Raw genomic sequence first — 23,382 nt, 5'->3', positions numbered from 1 at the left:
GAATAAAATGAATTCCATATTGTATTTAGAGGATGGAACTGTATTTATGGGAAAAGCCATAGGACATAAAGCAATAACGGCAGGAGAGTTGGTTTTTAATACTTCCATGACAGGATATCAAGAAATACTTACAGATCCATCCTATAGAGGACAGATAATAACAATGTGTTATCCTTATATTGGTAACTACGGGATTAACTATAATTTTAGCCAATCTGGTGATATACAGGCTAAAGGTATGGTAATAAAAAATATGTATAATAATACATCGCACTATTTGAGTGAAAATAGTTTTGAAAATTTTTTAAAGGAAAATAAAGTCGTAGGTATAAGTGGTATAGATACACGAAGTATAACCAAAAAGATAAGATCAAGTGGAACTATGAAATGTGTAATATGCAGTGAAAATGAATCTATAAGTGAAATAAAAAGAATGCTAAATTCTTATGAAAATAAAAATTTAGTATCTCAAGTAAGTACAAACTCCATAAAGCATATTTCAGGAAATGGGCCTAAAGTTGCACTTTTGGATTTTGGAAGCAAAAAGAACATTATTGAAAATTTGAAGGATAGAGACTGTGATATAACAATATTTCCTTACAATGCTTCTTATGAAAGTATAATGAGTATAAATCCTAAAGGCATACTTTTAAGTAATGGTCCTGGAGATCCTAAGGACTTAGGAGAGATAATGGGTACTATAAAAAAATTAATAGGTAATTTACCTACATTCGGAATATGCCTTGGACACCAGTTATTATCACTTGCACTTGGAGGAGATACCTATAAGATGAAGTTTGGACATAGAGGTGGAAACCATGGTGTATATGATAAGGATATAGATAAAGCTTTTATAACGTCTCAAAATCATGGCTATGCAGTTAAAAGAGAAAGTTTAAATAAAGACAGTATTGAAGTAACTCATTTTAATTTAAATGACCATACGGTAGAGGGGATTAAACATAAAACGCTGCCTATATTCTCAGCACAATTTCACCCTGAAGGATCGCCGGGACCTACTGATACGGGCTATTTATTTGATAAATTTTTGAGATTAATGACTTTAGTATAAATAAGGCATTTTCAAAGAAATAACTAGAAGGAGAAGTGATATAATGCCGTTAAGAGAAAACTTGAAAAAGGTTTTGATAATAGGATCGGGTCCTATAATAATAGGTCAGGCTGCGGAATTTGATTACTCGGGAACACAGGCCTGCGAGGCTATAAAAAAAGAGGGAATACAAACTGTTCTGGTAAATAGTAATCCTGCTACTATAATGACTGATAAAAATATTGCAGATAAGACTTATATAGAACCTTTAACTGTTGAATCGCTGGAGGCAATAATAGGAAGGGAAAAACCAGATGGGGTTTTAGCTGGATTTGGTGGACAGACTGCCTTGAATTTGGCCATGGAGCTTGATGAAATTGGGGTATTTAAAAAGTATAATGTAGAACTTCTTGGAATAAAAACTGAATCCATAAAGAATGCGGAAGATAGGGAAAGCTTTAAAAATCTAATGAATGAAATAGATGAACCTATAGCTGTAAGTGAAATTGCTACAAATCTAGAAGAATGTAAAGAGTTTTTAGATAAAGTCAGCCTTCCAATTATAATAAGACCTGCATATACCTTAGGAGGAACTGGAGGTGGTATTGCAAGCACTTATGAAGAATATATGGAAATATGTGAAAATGGATTGGAAGAGAGTCCTATAAATCAAATACTTCTTGAACAAAGTCTAGCTGGATGGAAAGAACTAGAATATGAAATAATGAGAGATAAAAAGGACAACTGTATGGTAGTTTGTAATATGGAAAATTTGGACCCTGTGGGAATACACACAGGAGATAGCATAGTAGTAGCTCCATCTCAGACACTTAATGATAGAGAGTACCAGATGCTTAGAAGGTCTGCCATAAAGATAATAAGGACCCTAAAAATAGAAGGTGGATGCAATATTCAATTTGCATTAGATCCTAATAGTAATAGGTACATGGTTATAGAAGTAAATCCTAGAGTAAGCAGATCCAGTGCATTGGCTTCAAAAGCAGCAGGATATCCTATAGCTAAAATTGCAGCTAAAATTGCTCTTGGATACACTTTAGATGAACTTAAAAATTATGTTACGGGAAATTCCAGTGCACTGTTTGAACCAGCTCTAGATTATTGTGTAGTAAAAATGCCTAAGTGGCCTTTTGATAAATTTAAAACTGCAAACAGGACTTTAAAAACTCAGATGAAAGCTACGGGAGAAGTTATGGCTATAGATAGGAGTTTTGAAAGTGCTCTTTTAAAAGCAGTTATAAGTTTAGAGGGAAAAATAATAGGACTGAAATTAGATAAATTTGAAAATATGAGCAAAGATGAAGTAATAGAAAAGATAAACAACCAGGATGATGAAAGACTTTTTGCCCTAGCAGAAGCTCTTAGAAAAGGAATGACTATAGGTGAGCTCCATGAGCTAACTAAAATAGATGAATGGTTCTTAGGTGGAATAGAAAATATAGTGAATATGGAAAATGAATTGACAAGCAATGTGCCAAATGTTGAAACCATTCAAAAAGCTGAAATCATGGGATTTACAGATGAATATATTTGCAAATTAATAGGTATGAAATTAGAAGATTTAAAGAAACTTAGAGAAGTAAATGGTATAAAATCCGTTTATAAAATGGTAGATACCTGCAGCGGAGAATTTGAAGCAAAAACTTCCTACTATTATTCTTGTTATGATTTAGAAAGTGACAATGTTGTTTCAAATAATAAGAAAATACTTGTAATAGGTTCAGGACCTATTAGAATAGGACAGGGAATAGAGTTCGATTACTGCTGTGTTAACGGTGTTTGGGCCATAAAAAAAGCAGGATATGAAGCCATTATAATAAATAATAATCCAGAGACAGTAAGTACCGATTTTGATATCTCAGATAAGCTGTACTTTGAGCCGCTTTATATAGATGACGTTATGAATGTAATAAATGAGGAAAAGGTGGATGGAGTTATAGTACAATTTGGAGGACAGACTGCGCTTAACTTATCTAAAAAGTTAAATGACAGGGGAGTAAATTTACTTGGCACATCCTTTGAATCTATAGATTTGGCAGAAGACAGGGAAAAATTTAGAGTACTTCTTAAAGAACTTGACATAAATTCACCTGTAGGTGGATCTGTAACAAGTCTTGAAGAAGCAGATAACTTAGTAGCTGAAATAGGGTATCCTGTTATCGTTAGACCATCTTATGTAATAGGCGGTAGAGCGATGAAGGTTGTCTACAATTATGAAGAGCTGTGTAAGTATTTAAAGGACGCTGTAAATTTATCTAAGGAACATCCTGTCCTTGTAGACAAATATATAGTTGGAAAAGAAATAGAAGTAGATGCCATATCAGATGGGGAAGATTTAATAATTCCGGGAATAATGGAGCATATAGAGAAAACAGGGGTACATTCTGGGGACAGTATAGCAGTATATCCAGCATCAGATTTACCGGAGAATGTACTTAAAAAAATAGAAGATTATACAGTAAAGATTGCCAAAAAGTTGAATGTTAAAGGACTTTTAAATGTTCAATATGCTTTTGACGGAGATAAAGTGTATGTAATAGAAGTAAATCCAAGAGCATCGAGAACTGTACCTATTTTGAGTAAAGTTACTAATATTCCAATGGTAGAAATAGCTGTAGAAGTTATGCTAGGTAAAAAAATAAAAGATTTTAACTATAAACAGGATATGTATAAGTACAGCAATATTTACGCAGTCAAAATGCCTATATTTTCTAATAAAAAGTTATCTGGAGTAGATGTGGCACTAGGCCCTGAAATGAAATCTACAGGAGAAGTCTTAGGAGTGGATTTTGATAAAGACAAGGCTATATATAAAGCATTCAAAGCTTCAGGAGTTAAGATACTGCAAGAAGGAAATCTTTATGTTTCTGTAAATGATATAGATAAAAAGACTTCACTAAATGTAATCAAAAAATATGGAGAACTTGGATTTAGTATAAGTGCATCCAGTGGAACTTATAAGTTCTTAAGTGAAAATGGAGTAAAATGCAGTGAGCTTGATTTAGATACTGCAGTGGAATATATAAAAGATAAGAAAATAGATATAGTCATAAATACAGCTACTCAAGGATATAACACTACAAGGCAAGGTTTTATACTCAGACATACAGCTTTAGCTCATGATAAAATAGTATTTACATGTTTGGATACAGCAAATGCCTATATTAATGCTATTTTGACAGAGAAAAATGAAGAAAATATAGAATACAGAACTATGGGTGAATATTTGCAGGAATCAGCACTTAGAAGTTAATAATTATATGGGGCTTACAGTTAGAGAGTTAACTTATACAATATTATATAATGACAAATTTCATCATCATAAACAGAGTTCTTGGCATCAGATGGAGTTTTAAACTCCACCTGATGCTTAGAAATCGTTATCCAGGGACGTAGTCGCTCTTTACTCACACTTGCACAAGTGGGAGTATTAGAGCGAGTAGTCATCGGATAAAAACTTTTAATAAGTCTAAAGCTTGGCATTTTGAAAACCTAAAGGGACTTAGATAAACTCGTATCTCAGACATATCTAAGTCCCTAAGGTTTTCTAAAATACCAAGCTAAGACTTATTTATAAAAGTTTTTAAGTATGATTTCAATTTTGTCATTATATTTCATGTATAAGTTTAAGTCTCAATTAGAAATTCTACATATGGATATTCTAACTTAAGAATCAACTTATACGCAGGCATATTTTTACAATAATGAAGTTCTTCTAAATATTTTGCATATAAGCCTTAGTAAAAAATTCGTAAAAACTTAGAGCTTTTGAATTGTCTGAGGTACGAGTTTTCAAAAGTCCTTAGCTTTTTTAGAATTTTTTACTTAGATTTATCAAAATATTTAATGAACTGAAGGTTGTAAAAAATATACGGAGTATAAGTTGATTCTTTGTTTAGAATTTATATAGGGTAATGTTTGTTAGCATTATTTTTCTTCAAAGGCTGATTTAACTTGCCCTAGAAGTACCCTGATTGGAAGATGCTGCGGGCAATTATCCTCACATTTTCCGCAGTGTATGCAGGAAGATGCCTTTGATTTTTTTGGCATATTATTATATTTATTAAATATAGATTCTTTACTTTTATACATAAAGTAATTATTATACATAGAAAAAATATTTGGAATATCTAAATCTACCTTGCAAGGGGAACAGTATCCACAGCGGGTGCATTTTATTTTCATAAGGGCATTGAATTTTTCTTTTGCCTGCTCTATTAAATCCATGTCTTCCTCAGAAATTGAATTAGGAAGAGTTTTTGATGCTATAGATATATTTTCATTTACTTGTTCTAAAGAATTCATTCCACTTAGTAATACTGATACTTCAGGATGATTTAGTACCCAGCTTAAAGCCCAGTCAACCGGACTTTTTTTTACCTTTGATTTATTGAATATGTTGTTTATATCTTCTGGAAGATTACCAGATAAAAGTCCACCTTTTAAAGGCTCCATCACAACTACTGATAAACCTTTATCGGCTGCATATTCCAGTCCATCTATACCTGCTTGGTAATCCTCATCTAAATAATTAAATTGGATCTGGCAAAATTCCCAGGGAAATAGATTTATTATATGTTTGAAAGCCATTAAATTGTCATGGAAAGAAAAGCCTACATGATTAATTTTACCGTCCTCTAGGGCTTTATTTAAAAACTTAAAAACGCCCAGGTTTTCTATTTTATCCATTCTGTCTTTGGTCATAGCATGGAGCAGGTAATAATCAATATAGTCTACATCAAGCCTTTCTAATTGTTCATTCAAATATTTATCAAAATCTTCATACTTTTCTACTAGCCATACAGGCATTTTTGTTGCAATTCTAACTTTTTCTCTGTAACCGTCTTTAAGTACTTTGCCTACTAAAACTTCACTATTTCCGCCGTGGTAAGGATATGCTGTATCTAAATAGTTTACACCATTATCAATGGCATGCCTTATGATTTTTAGTGCTTCTTTTTCATTAATTTTTGAAGGATCATTATTTATTATTGGAAGTCTCATGCATCCAAAACCTAAAGTAGATACTTTAAAACCATCTTTACAAAATTTTCTGTATTGCATAAAATATCCTCCTTAAAATATATTTATGTGTATAAATTTAACTTTCGATTATAAACTCTATAATAAGTATAGTACAGTGACAGTTCAGTTCTGTCAACGCAGTAAAATCATACTATTATATGTTATAATGAATGTTATGAATTAAGATATAGTAATATTTTTATACTTTAAAATTAAAATTATTATACAAAGATTTGTAAAAGATGGAGTGATTATTATGAGTTTAAAAACTGTATGTATAGATCCAATAAGAGAGGATTTGCAGGAATTTGATGAAGAGTACCCTACATTAGTAGAAGGGTCTATTTTTAACAGCAAAGGTTCTAAGCTTCTGGGTGTAATACATATTGCACAGGGAAAGGGACCACATCCTACTGTAATCTTATTCCATGGATTTCCAGGATATGAGCAAAATTTTGATATTGCCCATGTTTTATTGAGAGCAGGATACAATGTGTTTGTATTTCATTATAGAGGAAGTTGGGGAAGTGAAGGATCTTATTCTATAGCTAATGTACTTGAGGATGCGGATTCTGCCATTGATTTTTTAAGATCACCGTATTGTGCAAAAGAGTATAGAGTTGACGAAAAAAATATAATTTTGATGGGGCACAGTCTTGGAGGATTTACTACCCTTATGACTGCAGCAAGACATCCTGAAATCAAATATGCGGCCTGTATAGCCGGATTTAATTTTGGACTTATGGGAGAAATGCTCTTAAAAGATAGTAATTTAAAAAAAGAAACTATTAAAACTTGGAAAGATTGGGTCTTGCCTCTTAAGGGTATAAATGCAGAAAAAGTTGTACAAGAAGTTATAGAAAATAGAAAAGACTGGAATCTAATAAATATAGTAGAAAAATTAAAAGGACATTCTATACTTATAATTGGAGGAATTAGAGACGATATTGCAACTATAGATAAACACTATAAACCACTTATAGGAGCTTTAAAAGAACAAAATGTTTGCTGTAAAGGTGTAATTTTAAATACAGATCATGGATTTTGTGATAAAAGAATATCTCTCCAGAAAGAAGTGCTTAGCTGGCTTGAAAAAGAAAGAGCATAAGTATTATAGAATTTGCAGTTAAAATAGGTTGACAAACTTCTTACCGTTAGAAGATTGTCAGCTTATTTTTTGCGTAAATTCCAATTTTTTATAGCTTCTATATGAATGTATAATGTAAATACATGAACAACATAATATAAGTAGAGAACCCAAATCTTTGATTTGGTGTGAATCACTTACTCATTCGACTGATAAGGAGAAGGAGTTACGCAAATTAGAACCCAAATCTTTGATTTGGTGTGAATCACTTACTTATTAACAAGGAGTCTATATTATGAAAAAAAAGATAATTATAGCAGTACTATTATTGATTTGTGTATGTGTAAGCCCTGTAAAGGCACTGACAGATGATTATTATACCACAATGAAGCAGGATATTTTGTGTCTTATGATGGCCTACCCGGAATATATTACGGATTTGGAAAAAAGTAATGATGGAAAAGTATATGTGCTTACAAAGTCCGGTAAAAAAATTTTATATGATGATAAGAGCAGCAAAAGTTTCCAGCAAAAAATGTATGATACGGATCTACAGGATATGTTGGAACAGCCCTATCCCATAGGCACTATAAAAGGAGTAATGGAAAAGGATTTTGATCCTGGAAGAATTAGAGCATATCCCCTTTTAAAAGAGGTTTATGGCTGTGATAGAAAGTCTATAGAATCTAATCTTAAAATGGCTAATTTGGGATATAGAAGATTTCAGTTTAATGGAAATAATAATGCCTCTAAATCTCTTGAAAACGCTGTAAAAGAATTAATGCCTATTTCTCAGAAAAATCCAAAAGTTTATAAGGCCTTGTTTCCCAGTAGTGGTACATTTAATTACAGATGTATTTCAGGAACTAGTTTGTTAAGTCCCCATTCCTTTGGAATAGCTATTGATCTTGCTAGAGATAGAAGAGATTATTGGAAATGGGTCACTAAAGAAGAAGGCGATAAGAGAATACAGGAATACCCAAAAGAAATTGTAGATGCATTTGAAAAAAATGGCTTTGTATGGGGCGGAAAGTGGAGTCATTTTGACATTCTGCATTTTGAATACAGGCCAGAAATAATTTTAAAATCAATATATTTTGGACAAAAAAATAGTAACAGTAAGTTTTGGTATTCACAAGCACCCTACAACGATAAATTGGTAAAGGGATATATTCAAAAGATAGATGAAAAATTAAAGTAGTAATAAATATGAAACCTTGGGTGAAATTCACAGAGTGATTATTATTTTAATTGGGAATAATAACTATGCAAAGTATATAATAAATTCTATGTAATTACCAAATTAATTATATGAGGAGTATGGCTATGAAAATTTCTCTAAAAAAAAGGCTTTACCAAGTTGTAATAATCACTTTATTTATATTTTTAATATTCCCATTTTATAGAGCTAGAGGTGAAGAAGCTAATTCAAAAGAAGAAGCTGTAAATTCTATACAAAATATATTTGAAAATAGAAATAAAGCTATATTGAATGGAGATTTAAAATTAATAGAAGGTAATTATGATAAAAATACCAGGTATGGGACTTGGGCTTATGAACATGAAGAAAAAAAGATGAAATATCTTAAAAATTGGGAAGAAAAGCAAAATGTGAAATTTACTCAAATTTCACCGGATATAGTTATTAAGAGAATTAGAGGCAAAGATAATAAGTATTCGGTAAATCTAATATGTTCCACAGAATATAGCTATATATATAAAAATGATCCTAAACCTATCAATAAATTTAGAATTGGTACTTCTCATATACTTAATATTGCAAAGAGGAGTGAAGGATGGATAATTACTAAAGAATGGTATAAGGATCCTTTTGCAGACTCTCTAAATTTGAATAACCTTAAAATTGACAATATGAATCAGTATATACAGTCTCAGAACAAAAGAGATTTTTCAAATATAGGAGATAGAAGAAAAGGAGCAGTGGAATATGCAGATAAGTACTGTGGTATAGCGTCGGAAAAAGAGTATGGATATAGCTATAATAGAAAGTATAGAAATTATAATTCCCAGGGAGGAGATTGTGCGAATTTTGCATCTCAAATACTTCATGAAGGCGGCAAATTTAGAAAAAATTCTAGCTGGAATTATGATAAGACTGGAGCTACTGCTTCCTGGATAAATGCAGGTGGATTTAAAGATTATATGATGTACAGTGGAAGAGCCTCCCTAGTAGCCCATGGAAGTTATGAAAAAGTATATAAAGCTTCTTATAAACTTTTGCCTGGAGATTTTGTAGCCTATGAAAAGAAAGGAGATATAACTCATATTTCAGTAGTAACAGGGGCGGATTCTAAAGGATATTCTCTTGTAAGCTGTCATAATACAGATAGAAGTAGGGTACCTTGGGATCTTGGGTGGAGTGATAAAAATATAAAGTTTTGGCTAGTTCATGTGAATTATTAGAGAAGCTGTTGTATAGTGAATAAATATTCATTATATAACAGCTTCTCTAACTAAGTAATACCATTCATTGATGCTGTTAGTTTAGTTCAAGTGTAATAGTACCTTTAGCCTTTATTCCTATGCAGTCAAGCTTAATATTTTTAGCATCTTCCTTTGAAATTGTTATAGTTTTGTTTGCTGGGTTTATCTTTTCAAATAATACTTTTTTATCATTATAAATTTTTATGGATACATTTCCACTTTTTATATCTGTATTTATTTTTATACTATAGCTAGTTTTATGAGAGGTTATTTTATATGATTCTATCCCATTAAAGAAATCAAAATCAGCTGCAAATATATTATTTTCAAAATTAGAACTCCAATATTTTTGATAGCCATTAAAATCCAGTTCTTCAAATTGAAATTCATCTGTAGCATTAAAACCTATCGAGTTATTGCTTGTGAAATTATTATTTTCACTAGAATTCATGTTGTACAGAAAGCTGTGACCTTTGGCAGAATTTATTAAGTAATCCATAATGCTTTCATAGTAAGGTTTAGAATTGTAGTTATCACTATTTGGTTTTGCCTTAGAAATACCACTTGTTAATCCTACTGTGGTAATAGCAGCAATAACTAAAATTCCACATATTATGTTTTTTAAAGAATTCTTTTTATGTTTTGATATCATAGTAATTCTCCTTTTGATTTCTGAATTATTTACAGCCATAGGAGCTGAAGTAATTAACGAAGGGGTAGTATTTTCTAATTGCAATATTTTTATAATTGTGTTTCCGTAATTTATATTTCTATCTATGCCTAAATACCTAAGGGCATAAGCATCACAGGATGTTTCACAATCCTGTTTCATTTTATAAAAACCATATCGTATTATTGGGTTGAACCAGTAAACAGTATTTAAGATTATTATAATCCAGTTAATAAGTAAATCTTTTCTCTTTAAATGGCAGAGTTCATGTATTATAATATGTTTAAATTCATCTTCTGAAATATTTTTTATAATATTTTGTGGAATAAATATTGTAGGTTTAATTAATCCACATAAACAGGGACCGATTGATTTATATGGGTAGATTAAAGATACACTTTTATTTATGTTCATTATATTTAGGCAGTTGTTCAATATATTATTAAAATTAGAAGACTTATTACTTATTGCATTTTTCTTTATAAGTTCAACTTTTCTAATTTCATATAATGTATTAGCTATAAAAAATACCATTCCTATTAGCCATATAAAAAACAGTATGCTTTTATAATTTATTCTTTTATTTGAACTCTCTATATTTTTATTTTTGCTTAGATTAACAGGAACATTGGAATCTTTAAGTTTATTTTTAGATGTATTACTTGTTTTTAAATAATATTTACTGGATACAGTTGAGTTTTTTTCTGATACAGAATTATATATATTAAATATGCTTAAGTTACTTTCAGGTCCATAGGGAATAATAAGTTTTATTATTAAAAGAAACCATAGTATATAGTGAAATTCAGTTTTTAACCTTTCTTTTAACAGGTTCTTTATTAAAAGTATTAGTATAACTAATATGCTTCCGTTAAGTGATGCTGTAAAAATAGCTTTCATTAAAGTTGACATATAAGCACCCCTTACTCACGGTTTTTATTTAAAATATCTTTCAGTTCTTTAATTTCATTTTTAGATAATTTTTTATTATCAACAAAATTCAATACCATTGAGATAACGGAGCCATTAAATATTTTATTCAAAAAAGAATTGCTTTCTGCATTTATATAGCTTTCTTCCTGAACTACAGCATAATAGAAATATTCTTTTCCTTCCTTGTTAAATCCAATTACATTTTTTTTTAATAATCTATTTATTAATGTTTTTACAGTATTAGGCTTCCACTTAGTTTTATCTGATAATTGTTCTATAATTTTATTTGCAGTTATATTGGGATTTTTCCATATTATTTTCATAATAGTAAGTTCTGCATCTGAAATGCTTGATGTTTCCTTCATGGATATATGCTCCTTCCATTTCTGTTTACACGTGTAATTTGTAATTTAATATTACATCTGTAAACGGAAATAGTCAATATGTTTTTCTTAACTATCAATTTTCTACTGTTTAAAAACATGTATATGTGTTAAAGGACTTATGTACTAATTAATTAGTGTATAAGCCCTTTAGAGATCTGTTTACATTCTATCCATTAGAGGAATATTTTCAGTAAATTTATTTACCACACTTTTTATATTGTTTTGGACATTTCCTATGGCTTTTGCTTTACCTACAGAAGAGTCTTCAGTGCCTTCTACCAGTATATAGTCAAATTTATTCACTCCTAAAAATTTAAATACATCTCTAAAATAATCAATGGCATGATTAAACTTGGAATTAAATATTTTAGGATATACTGCTGCTGAAGATTGAATATAGACCATGTTTCTTTTTTTATCATCTAAAAGACCTTTTATGTCTTCTTCAGAAATTTTAATTAATCTGTTATTTATTATAATACAATCTAAATAGGATTTAAGCCTTGCTGGGTAACTTACACTCCACATAGGAGCTGCAATAACATAAGTATCTGCACTTAAAAATTGATTGCATAGTTCATTTATTCTGTCTACTATTTTTTTATCTTCATCTGATAGGGTATTGTAATCATTTCCTGAAACTAATTCGGCCCTGCCTTTAAATATTCTATGATTTATTTCAGGAATATTTTCATTGTATAGATCCAGTTCTTCTACCATATAATCTGCATTTTTCGATAAGAATTCTTTTACAAAACTTCTACCTACAGTTTTGCTGACAGACAAAGATTCTGGTTTTGTATTTGCAGTTATATATAATAACTTTTTCAATTTATATACCTCCTAATTAAAAATATTTTAAGTGTTGTATATCTTTATTTTATTTTTAACCTAATATCTTAATTTATGCTAGATCATAGAAGTGTATAAACTAATAAAATAGGGAAATGATATAAAAAGAATATATTTTACTATTTAAAAGAAAGATATACATGGAAGTGGGGAAAGATGTATGTTGTTTAAATTAAGTAAAACTCAACAGATAACTGGTAATATATATGTGGTAAGATCACTCATTTCTAATTTTTTTATATATTCTGATTTCAGAACAACTATATGTTTTGATACAGGATTTATACCTTCCGTTGTAAATCGGGAATTAAAGAAAATAAATATTGAGCCTAAATCTGTATCTCATGTATTTTTAACTTACCCTAGTTTTTATCATGCAGGATGTATTAAATTGTTTAAAAATGCTGATATCTATTTTTCTGCTGAAACTTCTTTAAAAAAATCAGGAAAAGGCATGTTTTCTTGTAAAAGTGATGAAAATGAAAAATACAAAAAACTTAAAGATGGTGATGTAGTAGACGTAGATGGGATAAGAATAAAATCAATTGTATTTCCTAAACATAAATTAGGGTCTATATCATATATGGTTAATGATGATATTCTCTTTATATAATACTGTGATGTAAGGTTACCTTTTAAAAAATTAAATATTAGATTAAAAAGCATCCCTAAAGTATTTGTATTAATGCAAAAAATTTAGGGATTATTTTAGTTATTTAAATAAATATATTGACTCTATTACTAAACTAGTGTATTATTATATCAGTACACTAGATGAGCTACTTGTGGAGGTGATAAAATGGATGTTGAATTTGATTCCAATGTACCAATATATATGCAGATAATAGATATTGTAAAGAGAAAAATAGTAAAAGAAGAATTGAAGCCAGGAGATAAACTGCTTTCTGTAAGGGAAATGTCCTCAAAACTTAAAGTAAATCCCAATACTATTCAAAGGGCTTATCAAGAATTAGAGAGAAATGATATTGCTTATAAGCAAAGAGGAACGGGTACTTTTATAAAGGAGGATATATCTATGGTAGAAAAATTAAAAGAAGAAATGGCTCAGAAGATTATATATAGTTTTATAATAGGAATGAAGGAACTAGGATTTTCTTCAGATGAGATAATAAAGATTGTAGAAGAAAAAGTACAGGGAGGTAAATAGATATGGAACCGCTGCTTAAAAGCACAGATTTAAAAAAACTTTATTTTAGAAAACAAGCTTTAGATGGGCTGAATTTAGAAATCCAAAAAGGAAAAATAACAGGATTATTAGGTCCTAATGGAAGTGGTAAAACTACTTTTTTGAAGATTGCAGCAGGAATACTAAGGCAGAGTTCAGGTGAAATACTTATAAATGGAAATAAGCCTGGCACAAAAACAAAAGCTGAAGTATCTTATTTGCCGGATAAGGATTATCTTTTTAAGTGGATGAGAATAGAAGATGCAGTTAATTTTTTTAAAGACATGTATGCAGATTTTGATGGAGATAAAGCACAGGACATGTTAAAGTTTATGAATTTGGATCCAGATAGTAAAGTTAAGACTTTATCAAAGGGAATGAGTGAAAAATTATATTTAAGTTTAGTACTTTCAAGAAAGGCAAAACTCTATATACTAGATGAACCTTTAGGGGGAGTGGATCCTACAACTAGAGAAAAAATACTAGATGCAATACTTGAAAATTATACAGAAAACAGTTCTGTGCTTATAACAACACATCTTGTTAGCGATATTGAGAGATTGTTTGATGATGTGGCTTTTATATCTGAAGGAAAAATAGTACTCTTTGGGAATGCAGAAGAACTTAGAAATGAGAGAAAAATGTCAATAGATGAAATATACAGGGAGGTATTTAAATAATGTTTAAGTTAGTAAAATATGACCTTCAAGGATATTTTAAGGATTTTTTGATTATGATATCTGCTATAGTAATTTTAAATGTAGCATTATTTACTAGAGTAAATGTTTGGAATTCAGGATCAATATTAGCTTTAAATATGGCCATAGGATTTGCAGCAGAAATTATAGTTGTCATATGGAATGTAAAATTATTTAGCAGGGATATACATGAGGATACTTCCATTTTACTTTTTACCCTTCCTAAGAGTGGAAAAAATATATTGATGAATAAAATTGTCACAGCTCTTATACAAATGGTCGTAGTACAATTTGTTATATTTATTTTTACAGCTATGTGGATTCAAATATTTAAAGTTGTTCAAGGTGGGGTAATTGATATAAAAATAAGTTATTTACAATTTATAAAAAATATAAATCCTAAATTTGCATTATTTATTTTTTTATCTATTTTAGTTATATACGTTACCTTTTTACTCACAGTATATATTTCCATAACTTTAAGTAAAGTGGCAATAAAGAATAGAAAATTTGGTAAGCTTGGATCTTTTATCATATTTGTAATTTTATGTATAGCACAGGGAAAAATAGATGAAATTTTTTCTGAGGCGTTTCCTCAGACATTTAAGCTAAAAGTATTGAATTTAGATATACCTTCTGTTAATTCGAATAACGTAGTAGCTAATGGGGTTGACATTAATATAGCATCAATTTTTGTATCTGTAGCAGTACTTATAGGATTATTCTATGCTACAGCATATCTTATAGAAAATAAATTGGACTTATAGAGTTTCTAAACGAAAAATCAACTTATACTTCGGATATTTTTACAACATTCAGTTCATTAAATATTTTGATAAGTCTAAGTAAAAAATTCTAAAAAAGCTAAGAACTTTTGAAAACTCGTACCTCAGACAATTCAAAAGTTCTAAGTTTTTACGAATTTTTACTTAGACTTATACGCAAAATATTTAAAAGAACTTCATCATTGTAAAAATATGCCTGCGTATAAGTTGATTTTTAAGTTAGAAAACTTATATAGGGTTTCTAACTCGAGAATTAACTTATACATTTATTAAAACTTAGTCATATCAACAGTTTTAACTTTTAAAATTGTATGAATAAGATAAGTTATTGCTTAGAAACCCTATAAATATCTTTAAATATATTGTTGTGTAAATTATAATATAGAATTATATTATAATTATGTATATAAGTTTTAGAACTTAATAGTATTTGAAATCTATATTAATAAGTCAACTTTAGCATATAAGAAATTAACTTAATATAAAAATAATATATTTAGGAGATATTTAAATGAACAAGACTATTTTAATGGTAGATGATGAAGAGAGAATGAGGTTTCTCATAGAAGCCTATTTAAAAAGTGAAGGATTGAATATGATTCCAGCAGGAAATGGTCAGGAAGCATTAGAAAAATTTAATGAAAATCATGTAGACTTAGTAGTGCTGGATATAATGATGCCTGTAATGGATGGATGGACAGCATGTAAAGAACTTAGAAAAATTTCTAATGTGCCTATAATTATGCTTACAGCTAGAGCTGAGGATGAAGAGCAGCTTTTAGGGTTTCAACTTGGCACAGATAGTTATGTAACTAAGCCAGTAAGCCCAAAAGTATTGGTAGCCAAAATAAAAGCACTTTTGAAAAGAACTTATTCTGAGGAAGAAAATCAGAATAAGCAAAATAGTTATGATGGACTCTACATAAATAGAGAAGGTCATGAGGTTAAAGTAGATAATGAAGACGTATATCTTTCTCCAAAGGAATTCGAATTACTTTGCTATTTAATAAAAAATAAGGACATAGTTTTAAGTAGAGAAAAAATTTTAGATGCAATTTGGGGAATAGACTACTATGGAGATCTTAGAACAGTAGATACTCATGTGAAGAGGCTTAGAGAAAAATTAGGAGTTAAATCCTATTTAATAGCCACTGTTAGAGGGGTGGGTTATAAATTTGAGGTAAAAAAGCAATGAAAATAAGTCATATTATAAGTGAAAACAAACTTGTTACGAGAATAAGAAAAAATATAACATGGAAATTGTTTATAATAACGGCTCTGGTATTTATAATCTTTATAAGCAGTACATTAACATTTCAAATGCTGTTTTTTGGAAAGTTTTACATAAATAAAAAAGAAAGCAACATGCTGAATCAGGTTGAAAAGTTTAGAACGCTTTACAATAAGACAAATGATGAAGATAAGTTAGCTAATTTAATTAGAAGATTTGAACAGAATAATAATGCTAAAATAGTTATAATGGATAGAAGTGGAAAAATAAAATTTATAACAAAACCGGAAGACCAAAGCTATGATAAAGTTAGAATAAAAGCTATAAATGATATTATAGTAAGTTGGACTATGAATTCTGATTTATTAGAGCAGGTAAAAAGAGATAACAGGTCTGTAACTGTAATTACCCAAAAAAAAATTAATGGTACAAAAAATATATTAACAGTTGTGCCTAATAAAAAGAATATGGAGATAATATTTTCAATTACATCTCTACAGCCCGTAAATGAAGCATCTTCAGTAATAAAGGAATTTTACTTTTATTTTTATATAGGTGCCATAGTTTTAATTTTAATATTATGTTTAATGTATACTAATATGGTTTCAAAGCCTTTAGTAAAGTTAAATGATACTGCGAAGAAAATGGCAGCACTTGATTTTTCAGAAAAGTGCAATATTAAGAATGAAGATGAAATAGGAAATTTGGCAAGTACTTTAAACTTCTTATCATACAATTTAGATAAAGCGCTAACTTCAGTTAATGCAGCTAATGAGAAACTGGAAAAGGATATAGAAAAAGAAAGAAATATAGATAAGGCTAGAAAGGAATTTATAGCTGCGGTTTCCCATGAACTTAAAACTCCAATAAATCTAATAGGAGGATATGCAGAAGGGTTAAAAGATGGAATATTTCAAGAAAGTGAAAGAGATCAATACATTGATATCATAATAGATGAGAGTAATAAGATGGCAAATTTAGTATCAGATATGTTAAACTTATCCCATCTTGAATCTGGAACCATGAAACTTTCTAAAGAGGAGTTTTTTATAGATGATCTTATAGAATGTGTAATAAGAAGGTTTTATAAAGTCATAAAGGATAAGGGTATAACCATAAATTGCAACATTATAACAAAAACTAAAATTTGGGCAGATTGGGATAAAATGGAGCAAGTAATAACCAATTTTACAACTAACGCTATAAAAAATACTTATGAAGGAGGAATTATAACTTTTGCTATTGAAGAAGAGTCTGATAAAACTATTGTGTCTGTAGAAAATACAGGAAAGGGTATACCAGAAGAAGAACTAGGGAAAATTTGGGATAACTTTTATAAACTAGATAAATCAAGAAATAGAAAGTTAGGCGGTACGGGGATAGGCCTTGCTATAGTGAAGAATATATTGATACTTCATGGATATAAATATGGTGTTGAAAACACAGACAATGGTGTAAAATTTTATTTTGTTATATGTAAAGTTTAAGGATGTTAACAATTTATTAATAATTTGTTAACATCCTTGCCATGCAAGTGTCACTTATATACTGTAAAATTCTCTTTGTAAATTAAAAAATATTCGATTATATAAAGGAGAAAAAATGAAGATTACGGATATAAAAAATAGTAAATTATTTGACTTTGCAGCAGATATAAGAAACAGCAGACCATTTAATCTTGCAATTAGTTTACTATTTGATAATGCAGATATAATTTTATTTTTTATTATAATTTTTTGGAAGTTATTATCTTATGAAAAAAATATCTCATCTAGCTTTGTACCAATGTCTGTAAGACTTGCAATAGCTGCTTCTATATTGATATTGATAAGTTTTTCACTAATTCTTAAAAAGAAGAGCAGAATAAGTTTTTTATATACAGTAGATATAATACTAAGTTTAATACTTATAGCAGATTTGATGTACTATAGATACTTTAAGGACATTACTACGGTAGCAGCTATAAAAAATGCTAAGCTGTTAAAAGGGGTGTCTGCAAGTGTAACTAGTGTAGCTAGTGTTAAAGATTTGTGGTATCTGGTAGATATACTTATTTTAGTACCTTTAAAGAGAAAATATAAAAAGATAGAGTTCGGTATAGTGCCTATGAGAAGAAGACTGGTGATCTTTATAGTAATTTTAGCAGTAGGAGTAGGTATCAATGCAAAAACATTTTATAGAGTATCTAAAGAACAACCTACGCTTTTAACTGCCATGAGTAACAGAATATATTTAACTACAATGATAGGAGATGTGAATTTCCATATCGTAGATTCATATAACTATATAAGTACTAGTCTTAAAAATTCAAAAAAATTATCTACAGATGAAGAAAATAAGGTAAAAACTTTTTTACAAAACAATAATAATACCACAGGAGAAACTAATTTTAAAGGCCTGGCTGAAGGAAAAAATTTAATAGTAATTCAGGTAGAAGCGCTTCAGGGGTTTGTTATAAATCAAAAAATAAATGGACAAGAAATAACACCAAATTTAAATAGATGGGTAAATAAGTGTATGTATTTTGATAATTACTATTATCAAGTTGCAGGGGGGAACACTTCTGATGCAGAGCTTATGTCAAATAATTCACTGTATCCTGCACAGTCAGGAGCAGCTTACTATACTTATAGTGGAAATAAATATGACTCTATAGCAAGTGAACTAAAAGATAAAAATTATTATACTGCAGCCCTTCATGGTAATACTGAAGGATTCTGGAATAGAAATGTGATGTATAAAGCTCAGGATTTTGATGACTTTTTTGGAGAGCACAGCTTTGATGCAAGTGAACAGATAGGACTTGGAATTAGTGATAAGTCATTTTTAAATCAGTCCCTTGAAAAGATGAAGACTTTTAAACAGCCGTATTATTCTTTCTTAGTAACACTAACCAGTCACTATCCTTATGATGCCGTGGATAAGTATGGAAGTTTTGACGTAGGTCAATATAAAGGCACTCTTCTTGGCAATTACTTACAAGCTATACATTATACAGATGCACAGCTTGGAGAGTTTTTAGATAAGATGGAAAAAGAAGGAATGATGAAAAATTCTATTGTGGCACTGTATGGAGATCACTTTGCTATACCAAAGGATAATGAAAGTCAGCTTTTTAGTTTTGAGAATGAAAGCAAAAATGATGATTATACTTGGTTTAAATACCAAAAAGTACCTTTACTAATCCATTTTCCAGAAGATAAATATGCAGGAGTTAACCATAAGTACACCTGTCAGATGGATTTATATCCTACTTTAGCAAACTTATATAATTTGCCTAAAAACTATATGTTTGGTAAGGATATGTTAAATGGGGACAGTGGAAAAGTTGTTTTTAGAAATGGTTCATTTATAGATGGAAAAAATTTATATGTGTCTTGGACAAATACTTATTATGATTTAGCAACAGGAAATAAAATTTCAGAAACGGATGCACTTAAAAAGGAAAAAGAAGAGTATACTAAAGAATTAGAATACTGTGATGAACTTCAGAATCACAATTTAATAAAAACTTTTGATCAGCAAAAAACAAATTAATTAAATTTATTTAGTATATGAAGTGAACTTTAAGCATAATATTTATAGATATATAATTTAAAGTGAAAAATGATATATGATAATTAAAAGTATATTACAGTTTATTTTTACTATATTTATATTTATTATACCTATAAGTTTAGTGGTTTTGGTATATGTTGATTTGAAGGAATTAGTTTATAAAATAAAAAACATTCGAAAGAGATAGTAAAAAATAATTTATTTAAATTATTTTTTACTATTTTAAATTATATGCTATAATTGAGTTATACTAATAAATGGAGGAAGAGAGGAAATAATATGGATTTTGTAAATAAAAGTTTTCCGGTGATTTGGAAAGTATTGTTGGTATTAGTGGTAGCTTTTATTTTAGTAAGAATAGTGCCTTTTGTTGTGGTAGCTGGGACTGTATTATTTGCATTTGTAAAAATAAAAAAATATTTTAAAAGTAAGAAAAATACCTCATCTAAAATGGAAAATATGAATAATATGGTTGACGATAAAGAAGACCCATTTAATTTCTCTAATAAAAAGGTTATAGATGTAGAATATGATGAAGTTAAAAAGTAAAATATATTAAAAACTGCTTAGTGCAGTTTTTAAATGAAAGGAGTTGAAAACCTTTTAATAAAGGTTAGCATATGATAAATACAGCGATAATTACGATGAGTGACAAGGGATCCCAGGGGAAGCGAGAAGATAAAACGGGCCCTGCTATAGAAAATATGTTAGATAAATCCCAATATAAAGTTGAGTATTATAAAGTTATACCAGATGAAATAGAAGAGATAAAAAAACAATTGTGTTATATCTGTGACGACTTGAAGTTAAATTTAATTCTTACTAATGGAGGAACTGGATTTTCTGTGAGAGATGTAACACCAGAGGCAACTTTAGAAGTTATAGATAAAAATGTGCCAGGAATTGCTGAGGCAATGAGAATGAAATCATTAAGTGTAACTCCAAAGGCAATGTTGTCTAGGGCAGTTAGCGGAATAAGGAAGAAAACTTTAATTGTAAATCTTCCAGGAAGTCCAAAGGGTGCTGTAGAAAACCTTCAATTTATATTGCCGGCACTTCCGCATGGAATTGACATACTCATGGGTTGGGATTCTGAATGTGCTAGATAACTTAAACAAAGGAGGACAGATTTATGGAACTTACGCATATAAACGATCAAGGCAGAGCTAAAATGGTAGATGTAAGTGAAAAAGGTAATACTGAAAGAAAAGCAGTGGCTGCAGCTTCCATATACATGAAAAGGGAAACTTTAGATATAATTGCACAGGGAAAGGCAAAAAAAGGAGATGTGCTTTCTGTAGCTCAGGTAGCAGGAATAATGGCTGCAAAAAATACTTCAAGTTTAATTCCCATGTGCCACCCATTAAATATATCTGGATGTGACATAAAGTTTGTATTGGACTTTGAAAAAAATAAAGTTGACATTGAAGCTTCGACGAAAATTGTGGGAAAGACAGGAGTGGAGATGGAGGCATTAACGGCAGTTAGTACAGCAGCTCTCACTATATACGATATGTGCAAGGCTGTTGACAGGGGAATGGTAATATCCGATATTATGCTTCTTGAAAAAAGTGGGGGAAAATCAGGTATATTTAAGAGAGAATTTTAATTGATTTTATATAGTTAGGAGGAAAACTATGGCCAAGGTTATTTCAGTAAACATAAGTGAAAAAAAAGGTGAAATAAAAAAACCTATAGGTAGAGGGTTCTTTAAAAAAGATAATGGTCTTGAAAATGATGCTCATGCAGGAAAATGGCATAGGCAAGTTAGTTTACTTGCGCAAGAAAGTATAGATAAAATGATAGCACAGGGGGTTGCAAATTTATCTAGTGGTAAATTTGCAGAAAATCTTACTACAGAAGGTATTGTGCTTTATGAACTTCCTGTAGGTACTAGACTTAAAATAGGTGAAGTACTTATGGAAGTAACACAGATAGGTAAGGAATGTCATAAAGGATGTGCTATACGACAGCAGGTAGGAGATTGTATTATGCCAAGAGAAGGTATATTTACAAGAGTTATTGAAGAAGGATGGATATCCGATGGAGATAGCATAACTATAGTTTAAATAGATACAGTTAATAGTTAATAATTAATAGTTATGGATGATTAGGATTTGATTTAATAAGTTTCAAATTACAAATTTTAGATATGGCTTTTAACTAAAAATAAACTTATACGAAGGAATATTTTTATAATAAGCAAGAATATTTAACGAGCTTGTGTTTATAAAAATATCTGAAGTATAAGTTTATTTTTTGCTTGAAACTATTTTATTAGTCGTGAATTTTTACATCTAAAAGATCAAGTATAAACATAAAGAGCGGAATACCTATGAGAAATCCCCAGGCACCCATTATATGTTCTGAAACTATAAGTATTATAAATGTAAAGAATATAGGAAGTTTTACTTTTGAAGACATTAATTTCGGATTTAAAACATAACTTTCAATAACATGAATTATAGCAACCATAATTAGTACGTATATAACTTTTGTAAATCCACCTATACTGAAGGCAACCATAGAAAGAGGAATAAGTGATATTATAACTCCTGCTACAGGAATTAAGCTGAGTATGAATATCATAAATCCAAGAGTAACTAATTGTGGAAAGTTCATAATGGAAAGCATTATAACAGATATAATGGTATTAAAGAATGCTATAATAATCTGAGCTTGCATTACTTTTCCAAAAGAATTTAAAAAGTTTTTACCGAAAAAGCACAAGTAATTATATAACCCTGATACTTTGCTGTCTTTAAATTTTTTCAAGAATTCAATAATATTATGTTTCCCAAGTATGAAAAATAAACTTAGCATTATAGAAATAAATATATTTACACTCCATTTTCCTACATTTGTTGCTAGTTGAAGTGATATATTGAAACCAGATCTCAAGTAACTTTTTATGTCTATTTGCCCTAGCATACTTACTAAATATTTTTGGAATATGTCTAAATGGGAATTAGTACTAGTAGGATGTATTTGAAATTGGGAAGCATGATTTATCATATATTTTGTTTGATTTATTAGTTGAGGAATATAATTTACAACTAATAATACAATAAGTAAAAGCAACAGCGAATATAAAATAATTGTTGTAATTTTTTCTTTTGTCGCAGTAACGTTTTTAATGTATTTCAACAGAAAATTCTGAAGACTATTCATTATATAGGAAAATAAAAAGGTTAGCAGGAACAAATCCATTATAGATTTAGACCAATAAATCACTAGTATTATACAAGCGAAAAAAAGTACTCGTTTTGTGGATTCTTTTGAAAAAAATTCTTTTATAAAAGACATCTAATCTCTCCTTAAATTTATTGTCATTATATTATATATTATAAAAAGTATTTTATCCAAAATTCAAGTAGTATTTGATATAAAAACAAGTAATTTTGATAATAATTTTTAATTTTATATTAATATAACGATTCTAGTCTTTAAGTTAACT

At 29.4% G+C, this 23,382-nt stretch carries 21 protein-coding genes; 16 read left to right on the top strand and 5 right to left on the bottom strand.

Annotation, left to right across the window (positions count from 1 at the left end; all coding sequences use genetic code 11):
* Positions 1–7 precede the first annotated feature (7 nt).
* Both carA and carB read left to right on the top strand, forming a co-directional pair.
* A complete protein-coding gene (carA, locus tag CLCOS_RS07945) occupies positions 8–1,072 on the top strand; it encodes a glutamine-hydrolyzing carbamoyl-phosphate synthase small subunit (protein WP_063600607.1) in 1,065 nt (354 codons plus the stop codon).
* A gap of 43 nt (positions 1,073–1,115) precedes the next feature.
* On the top strand, positions 1,116–4,322 hold the full coding sequence (gene carB / locus CLCOS_RS07940) for a carbamoyl-phosphate synthase (glutamine-hydrolyzing) large subunit (RefSeq protein ID WP_063600606.1): 3,207 nt from the start codon (positions 1,116–1,118) through the stop codon (positions 4,320–4,322).
* Between the two features lie 674 nt (positions 4,323–4,996).
* Here the strand turns inward: carB and CLCOS_RS07935 are convergent.
* A complete protein-coding gene (locus CLCOS_RS07935) occupies positions 4,997–6,133 on the bottom strand; it encodes an aldo/keto reductase (RefSeq protein ID WP_063600605.1) in 1,137 nt (378 codons plus the stop codon).
* 217 nt (positions 6,134–6,350) lie between these two features.
* Between CLCOS_RS07935 and CLCOS_RS07930 the strand changes: the two genes are divergently transcribed.
* From CLCOS_RS07930 to CLCOS_RS07920, 3 genes are all read left to right on the top strand, one after another.
* A complete protein-coding gene (locus CLCOS_RS07930; RefSeq protein WP_063600604.1) occupies positions 6,351–7,202 on the top strand; it encodes an alpha/beta hydrolase family protein in 852 nt (283 codons plus the stop codon).
* Positions 7,203–7,476: 274 nt separating this feature from the next.
* Complete coding sequence (locus CLCOS_RS07925; protein ID WP_063600603.1) at positions 7,477–8,382, top strand: M15 family metallopeptidase; 906 nt, start codon at positions 7,477–7,479, stop codon at positions 8,380–8,382.
* A 125-nt stretch (positions 8,383–8,507) separates the two neighbouring features.
* A complete protein-coding gene (locus tag CLCOS_RS07920; RefSeq protein ID WP_153042919.1) occupies positions 8,508–9,605 on the top strand; it encodes an amidase domain-containing protein in 1,098 nt (365 codons plus the stop codon).
* A 76-nt stretch (positions 9,606–9,681) separates the two neighbouring features.
* Here CLCOS_RS07920 and CLCOS_RS07915 read toward each other — a convergent pair whose 3' ends face one another.
* From CLCOS_RS07915 to CLCOS_RS07905, 3 genes are all read right to left on the bottom strand, one after another.
* The gene (locus CLCOS_RS07915; RefSeq protein WP_063600601.1) at positions 9,682–11,208 is read right to left on the bottom strand and encodes a M56 family metallopeptidase; all 1,527 of its coding nucleotides are present in this window, start codon (positions 11,206–11,208) and stop codon (positions 9,682–9,684) included.
* Positions 11,209–11,219: 11 nt separating this feature from the next.
* The gene (locus tag CLCOS_RS07910; protein ID WP_013239164.1) at positions 11,220–11,594 is read right to left on the bottom strand and encodes a BlaI/MecI/CopY family transcriptional regulator; all 375 of its coding nucleotides are present in this window, start codon (positions 11,592–11,594) and stop codon (positions 11,220–11,222) included.
* Between the two features lie 180 nt (positions 11,595–11,774).
* Positions 11,775–12,446, bottom strand: coding sequence for an FMN-dependent NADH-azoreductase (locus tag CLCOS_RS07905; RefSeq protein WP_063600600.1), 672 nt, complete (start codon positions 12,444–12,446; stop codon positions 11,775–11,777).
* A 181-nt stretch (positions 12,447–12,627) separates the two neighbouring features.
* On the opposite strand from CLCOS_RS07905, the gene CLCOS_RS07900 reads away from it, so the two are divergent.
* From CLCOS_RS07900 to CLCOS_RS07850, 11 genes are all read left to right on the top strand, one after another.
* Positions 12,628–13,080 carry an MBL fold metallo-hydrolase gene (locus CLCOS_RS07900; protein WP_013239162.1) on the top strand — a complete coding sequence of 151 codons (453 nt, stop codon included), beginning with the start codon at positions 12,628–12,630 and terminating at the stop codon, positions 13,078–13,080.
* Positions 13,081–13,266: 186 nt separating this feature from the next.
* Positions 13,267–13,635 (top strand): GntR family transcriptional regulator, encoded by a 369-nt coding sequence (locus CLCOS_RS07895; RefSeq protein ID WP_013239161.1) that lies wholly within the window; start codon positions 13,267–13,269, stop codon positions 13,633–13,635.
* A gap of 2 nt (positions 13,636–13,637) precedes the next feature.
* Positions 13,638–14,333: an ABC transporter ATP-binding protein gene (locus CLCOS_RS07890; RefSeq protein WP_013239160.1), complete on the top strand. Its 696-nt coding sequence runs from the start codon at positions 13,638–13,640 to the stop codon at positions 14,331–14,333.
* Entirely contained in the window at positions 14,333–15,118 is a 786-nt protein-coding gene (locus tag CLCOS_RS07885; protein WP_063600599.1) for a hypothetical protein, read from the top strand. Before CLCOS_RS07890 ends, CLCOS_RS07885 begins: the two co-directional genes overlap by 1 nt.
* A gap of 529 nt (positions 15,119–15,647) precedes the next feature.
* A complete protein-coding gene (locus CLCOS_RS07880; protein WP_063600598.1) occupies positions 15,648–16,331 on the top strand; it encodes a response regulator transcription factor in 684 nt (227 codons plus the stop codon).
* Positions 16,328–17,854 (top strand): HAMP domain-containing sensor histidine kinase, encoded by a 1,527-nt coding sequence (locus tag CLCOS_RS07875; protein ID WP_063600597.1) that lies wholly within the window; start codon positions 16,328–16,330, stop codon positions 17,852–17,854. Before CLCOS_RS07880 ends, CLCOS_RS07875 begins: the two co-directional genes overlap by 4 nt.
* 115 nt (positions 17,855–17,969) lie before the next feature.
* A complete protein-coding gene (locus tag CLCOS_RS07870; protein ID WP_063600596.1) occupies positions 17,970–19,904 on the top strand; it encodes an LTA synthase family protein in 1,935 nt (644 codons plus the stop codon).
* Between the two features lie 300 nt (positions 19,905–20,204).
* Complete coding sequence (locus tag CLCOS_RS07865) at positions 20,205–20,474, top strand: hypothetical protein (protein ID WP_013239155.1); 270 nt, start codon at positions 20,205–20,207, stop codon at positions 20,472–20,474.
* A 71-nt stretch (positions 20,475–20,545) separates the two neighbouring features.
* A complete protein-coding gene (locus CLCOS_RS07860; RefSeq protein WP_013239154.1) occupies positions 20,546–21,034 on the top strand; it encodes a MogA/MoaB family molybdenum cofactor biosynthesis protein in 489 nt (162 codons plus the stop codon).
* A 23-nt stretch (positions 21,035–21,057) separates the two neighbouring features.
* Positions 21,058–21,534, top strand: a complete 477-nt coding sequence (moaC, locus tag CLCOS_RS07855; RefSeq protein WP_013239153.1) for a cyclic pyranopterin monophosphate synthase MoaC — start codon at positions 21,058–21,060, stop codon at positions 21,532–21,534.
* A gap of 28 nt (positions 21,535–21,562) precedes the next feature.
* Positions 21,563–21,994 carry an MOSC domain-containing protein gene (locus CLCOS_RS07850; protein ID WP_063600595.1) on the top strand — a complete coding sequence of 144 codons (432 nt, stop codon included), beginning with the start codon at positions 21,563–21,565 and terminating at the stop codon, positions 21,992–21,994.
* Positions 21,995–22,202: 208 nt separating this feature from the next.
* Here CLCOS_RS07850 and CLCOS_RS07845 read toward each other — a convergent pair whose 3' ends face one another.
* Positions 22,203–23,231 (bottom strand): AI-2E family transporter, encoded by a 1,029-nt coding sequence (locus tag CLCOS_RS07845; RefSeq protein WP_063600594.1) that lies wholly within the window; start codon positions 23,229–23,231, stop codon positions 22,203–22,205.
* Positions 23,232–23,382 lie beyond the last annotated feature (151 nt).

It is taken from the genome of Clostridium coskatii, assembly GCF_001675205.1.
Classification (GTDB): Bacteria; Bacillota; Clostridia; order Clostridiales; family Clostridiaceae; genus Clostridium_B; species Clostridium_B ljungdahlii.
This window is presented reverse-complemented; position numbering and strand designations above follow the sequence as displayed.

Coding starts and splice junctions, on each gene's coding strand:
- CLCOS_RS07845 (WP_063600594.1), bottom strand. CDS start 23,231: ATGTCTTTTATAAAAGAATTTTTTTCAAAAGAATCCACAAAACGAGTA.
- CLCOS_RS07900 (WP_013239162.1), top strand. CDS start 12,628: ATGTTGTTTAAATTAAGTAAAACTCAACAGATAACTGGTAATATATAT.
- CLCOS_RS07930 (WP_063600604.1), top strand. CDS start 6,351: ATGAGTTTAAAAACTGTATGTATAGATCCAATAAGAGAGGATTTGCAG.
- CLCOS_RS07920 (WP_153042919.1), top strand. CDS start 8,508: ATGAAAATTTCTCTAAAAAAAAGGCTTTACCAAGTTGTAATAATCACT.
- CLCOS_RS07870 (WP_063600596.1), top strand. CDS start 17,970: ATGAAGATTACGGATATAAAAAATAGTAAATTATTTGACTTTGCAGCA.
- CLCOS_RS07890 (WP_013239160.1), top strand. CDS start 13,638: ATGGAACCGCTGCTTAAAAGCACAGATTTAAAAAAACTTTATTTTAGA.
- CLCOS_RS07850 (WP_063600595.1), top strand. CDS start 21,563: ATGGCCAAGGTTATTTCAGTAAACATAAGTGAAAAAAAAGGTGAAATA.
- CLCOS_RS07910 (WP_013239164.1), bottom strand. CDS start 11,594: ATGAAGGAAACATCAAGCATTTCAGATGCAGAACTTACTATTATGAAA.
- moaC (WP_013239153.1), top strand. CDS start 21,058: ATGGAACTTACGCATATAAACGATCAAGGCAGAGCTAAAATGGTAGAT.
- CLCOS_RS07880 (WP_063600598.1), top strand. CDS start 15,648: ATGAACAAGACTATTTTAATGGTAGATGATGAAGAGAGAATGAGGTTT.
- CLCOS_RS07935 (WP_063600605.1), bottom strand. CDS start 6,133: ATGCAATACAGAAAATTTTGTAAAGATGGTTTTAAAGTATCTACTTTA.
- CLCOS_RS07925 (WP_063600603.1), top strand. CDS start 7,477: ATGAAAAAAAAGATAATTATAGCAGTACTATTATTGATTTGTGTATGT.
- CLCOS_RS07875 (WP_063600597.1), top strand. CDS start 16,328: ATGAAAATAAGTCATATTATAAGTGAAAACAAACTTGTTACGAGAATA.
- carA (WP_063600607.1), top strand. CDS start 8: ATGAATTCCATATTGTATTTAGAGGATGGAACTGTATTTATGGGAAAA.
- CLCOS_RS07865 (WP_013239155.1), top strand. CDS start 20,205: ATGGATTTTGTAAATAAAAGTTTTCCGGTGATTTGGAAAGTATTGTTG.
- CLCOS_RS07915 (WP_063600601.1), bottom strand. CDS start 11,208: ATGTCAACTTTAATGAAAGCTATTTTTACAGCATCACTTAACGGAAGC.
- CLCOS_RS07860 (WP_013239154.1), top strand. CDS start 20,546: ATGATAAATACAGCGATAATTACGATGAGTGACAAGGGATCCCAGGGG.
- carB (WP_063600606.1), top strand. CDS start 1,116: ATGCCGTTAAGAGAAAACTTGAAAAAGGTTTTGATAATAGGATCGGGT.
- CLCOS_RS07895 (WP_013239161.1), top strand. CDS start 13,267: ATGGATGTTGAATTTGATTCCAATGTACCAATATATATGCAGATAATA.
- CLCOS_RS07885 (WP_063600599.1), top strand. CDS start 14,333: ATGTTTAAGTTAGTAAAATATGACCTTCAAGGATATTTTAAGGATTTT.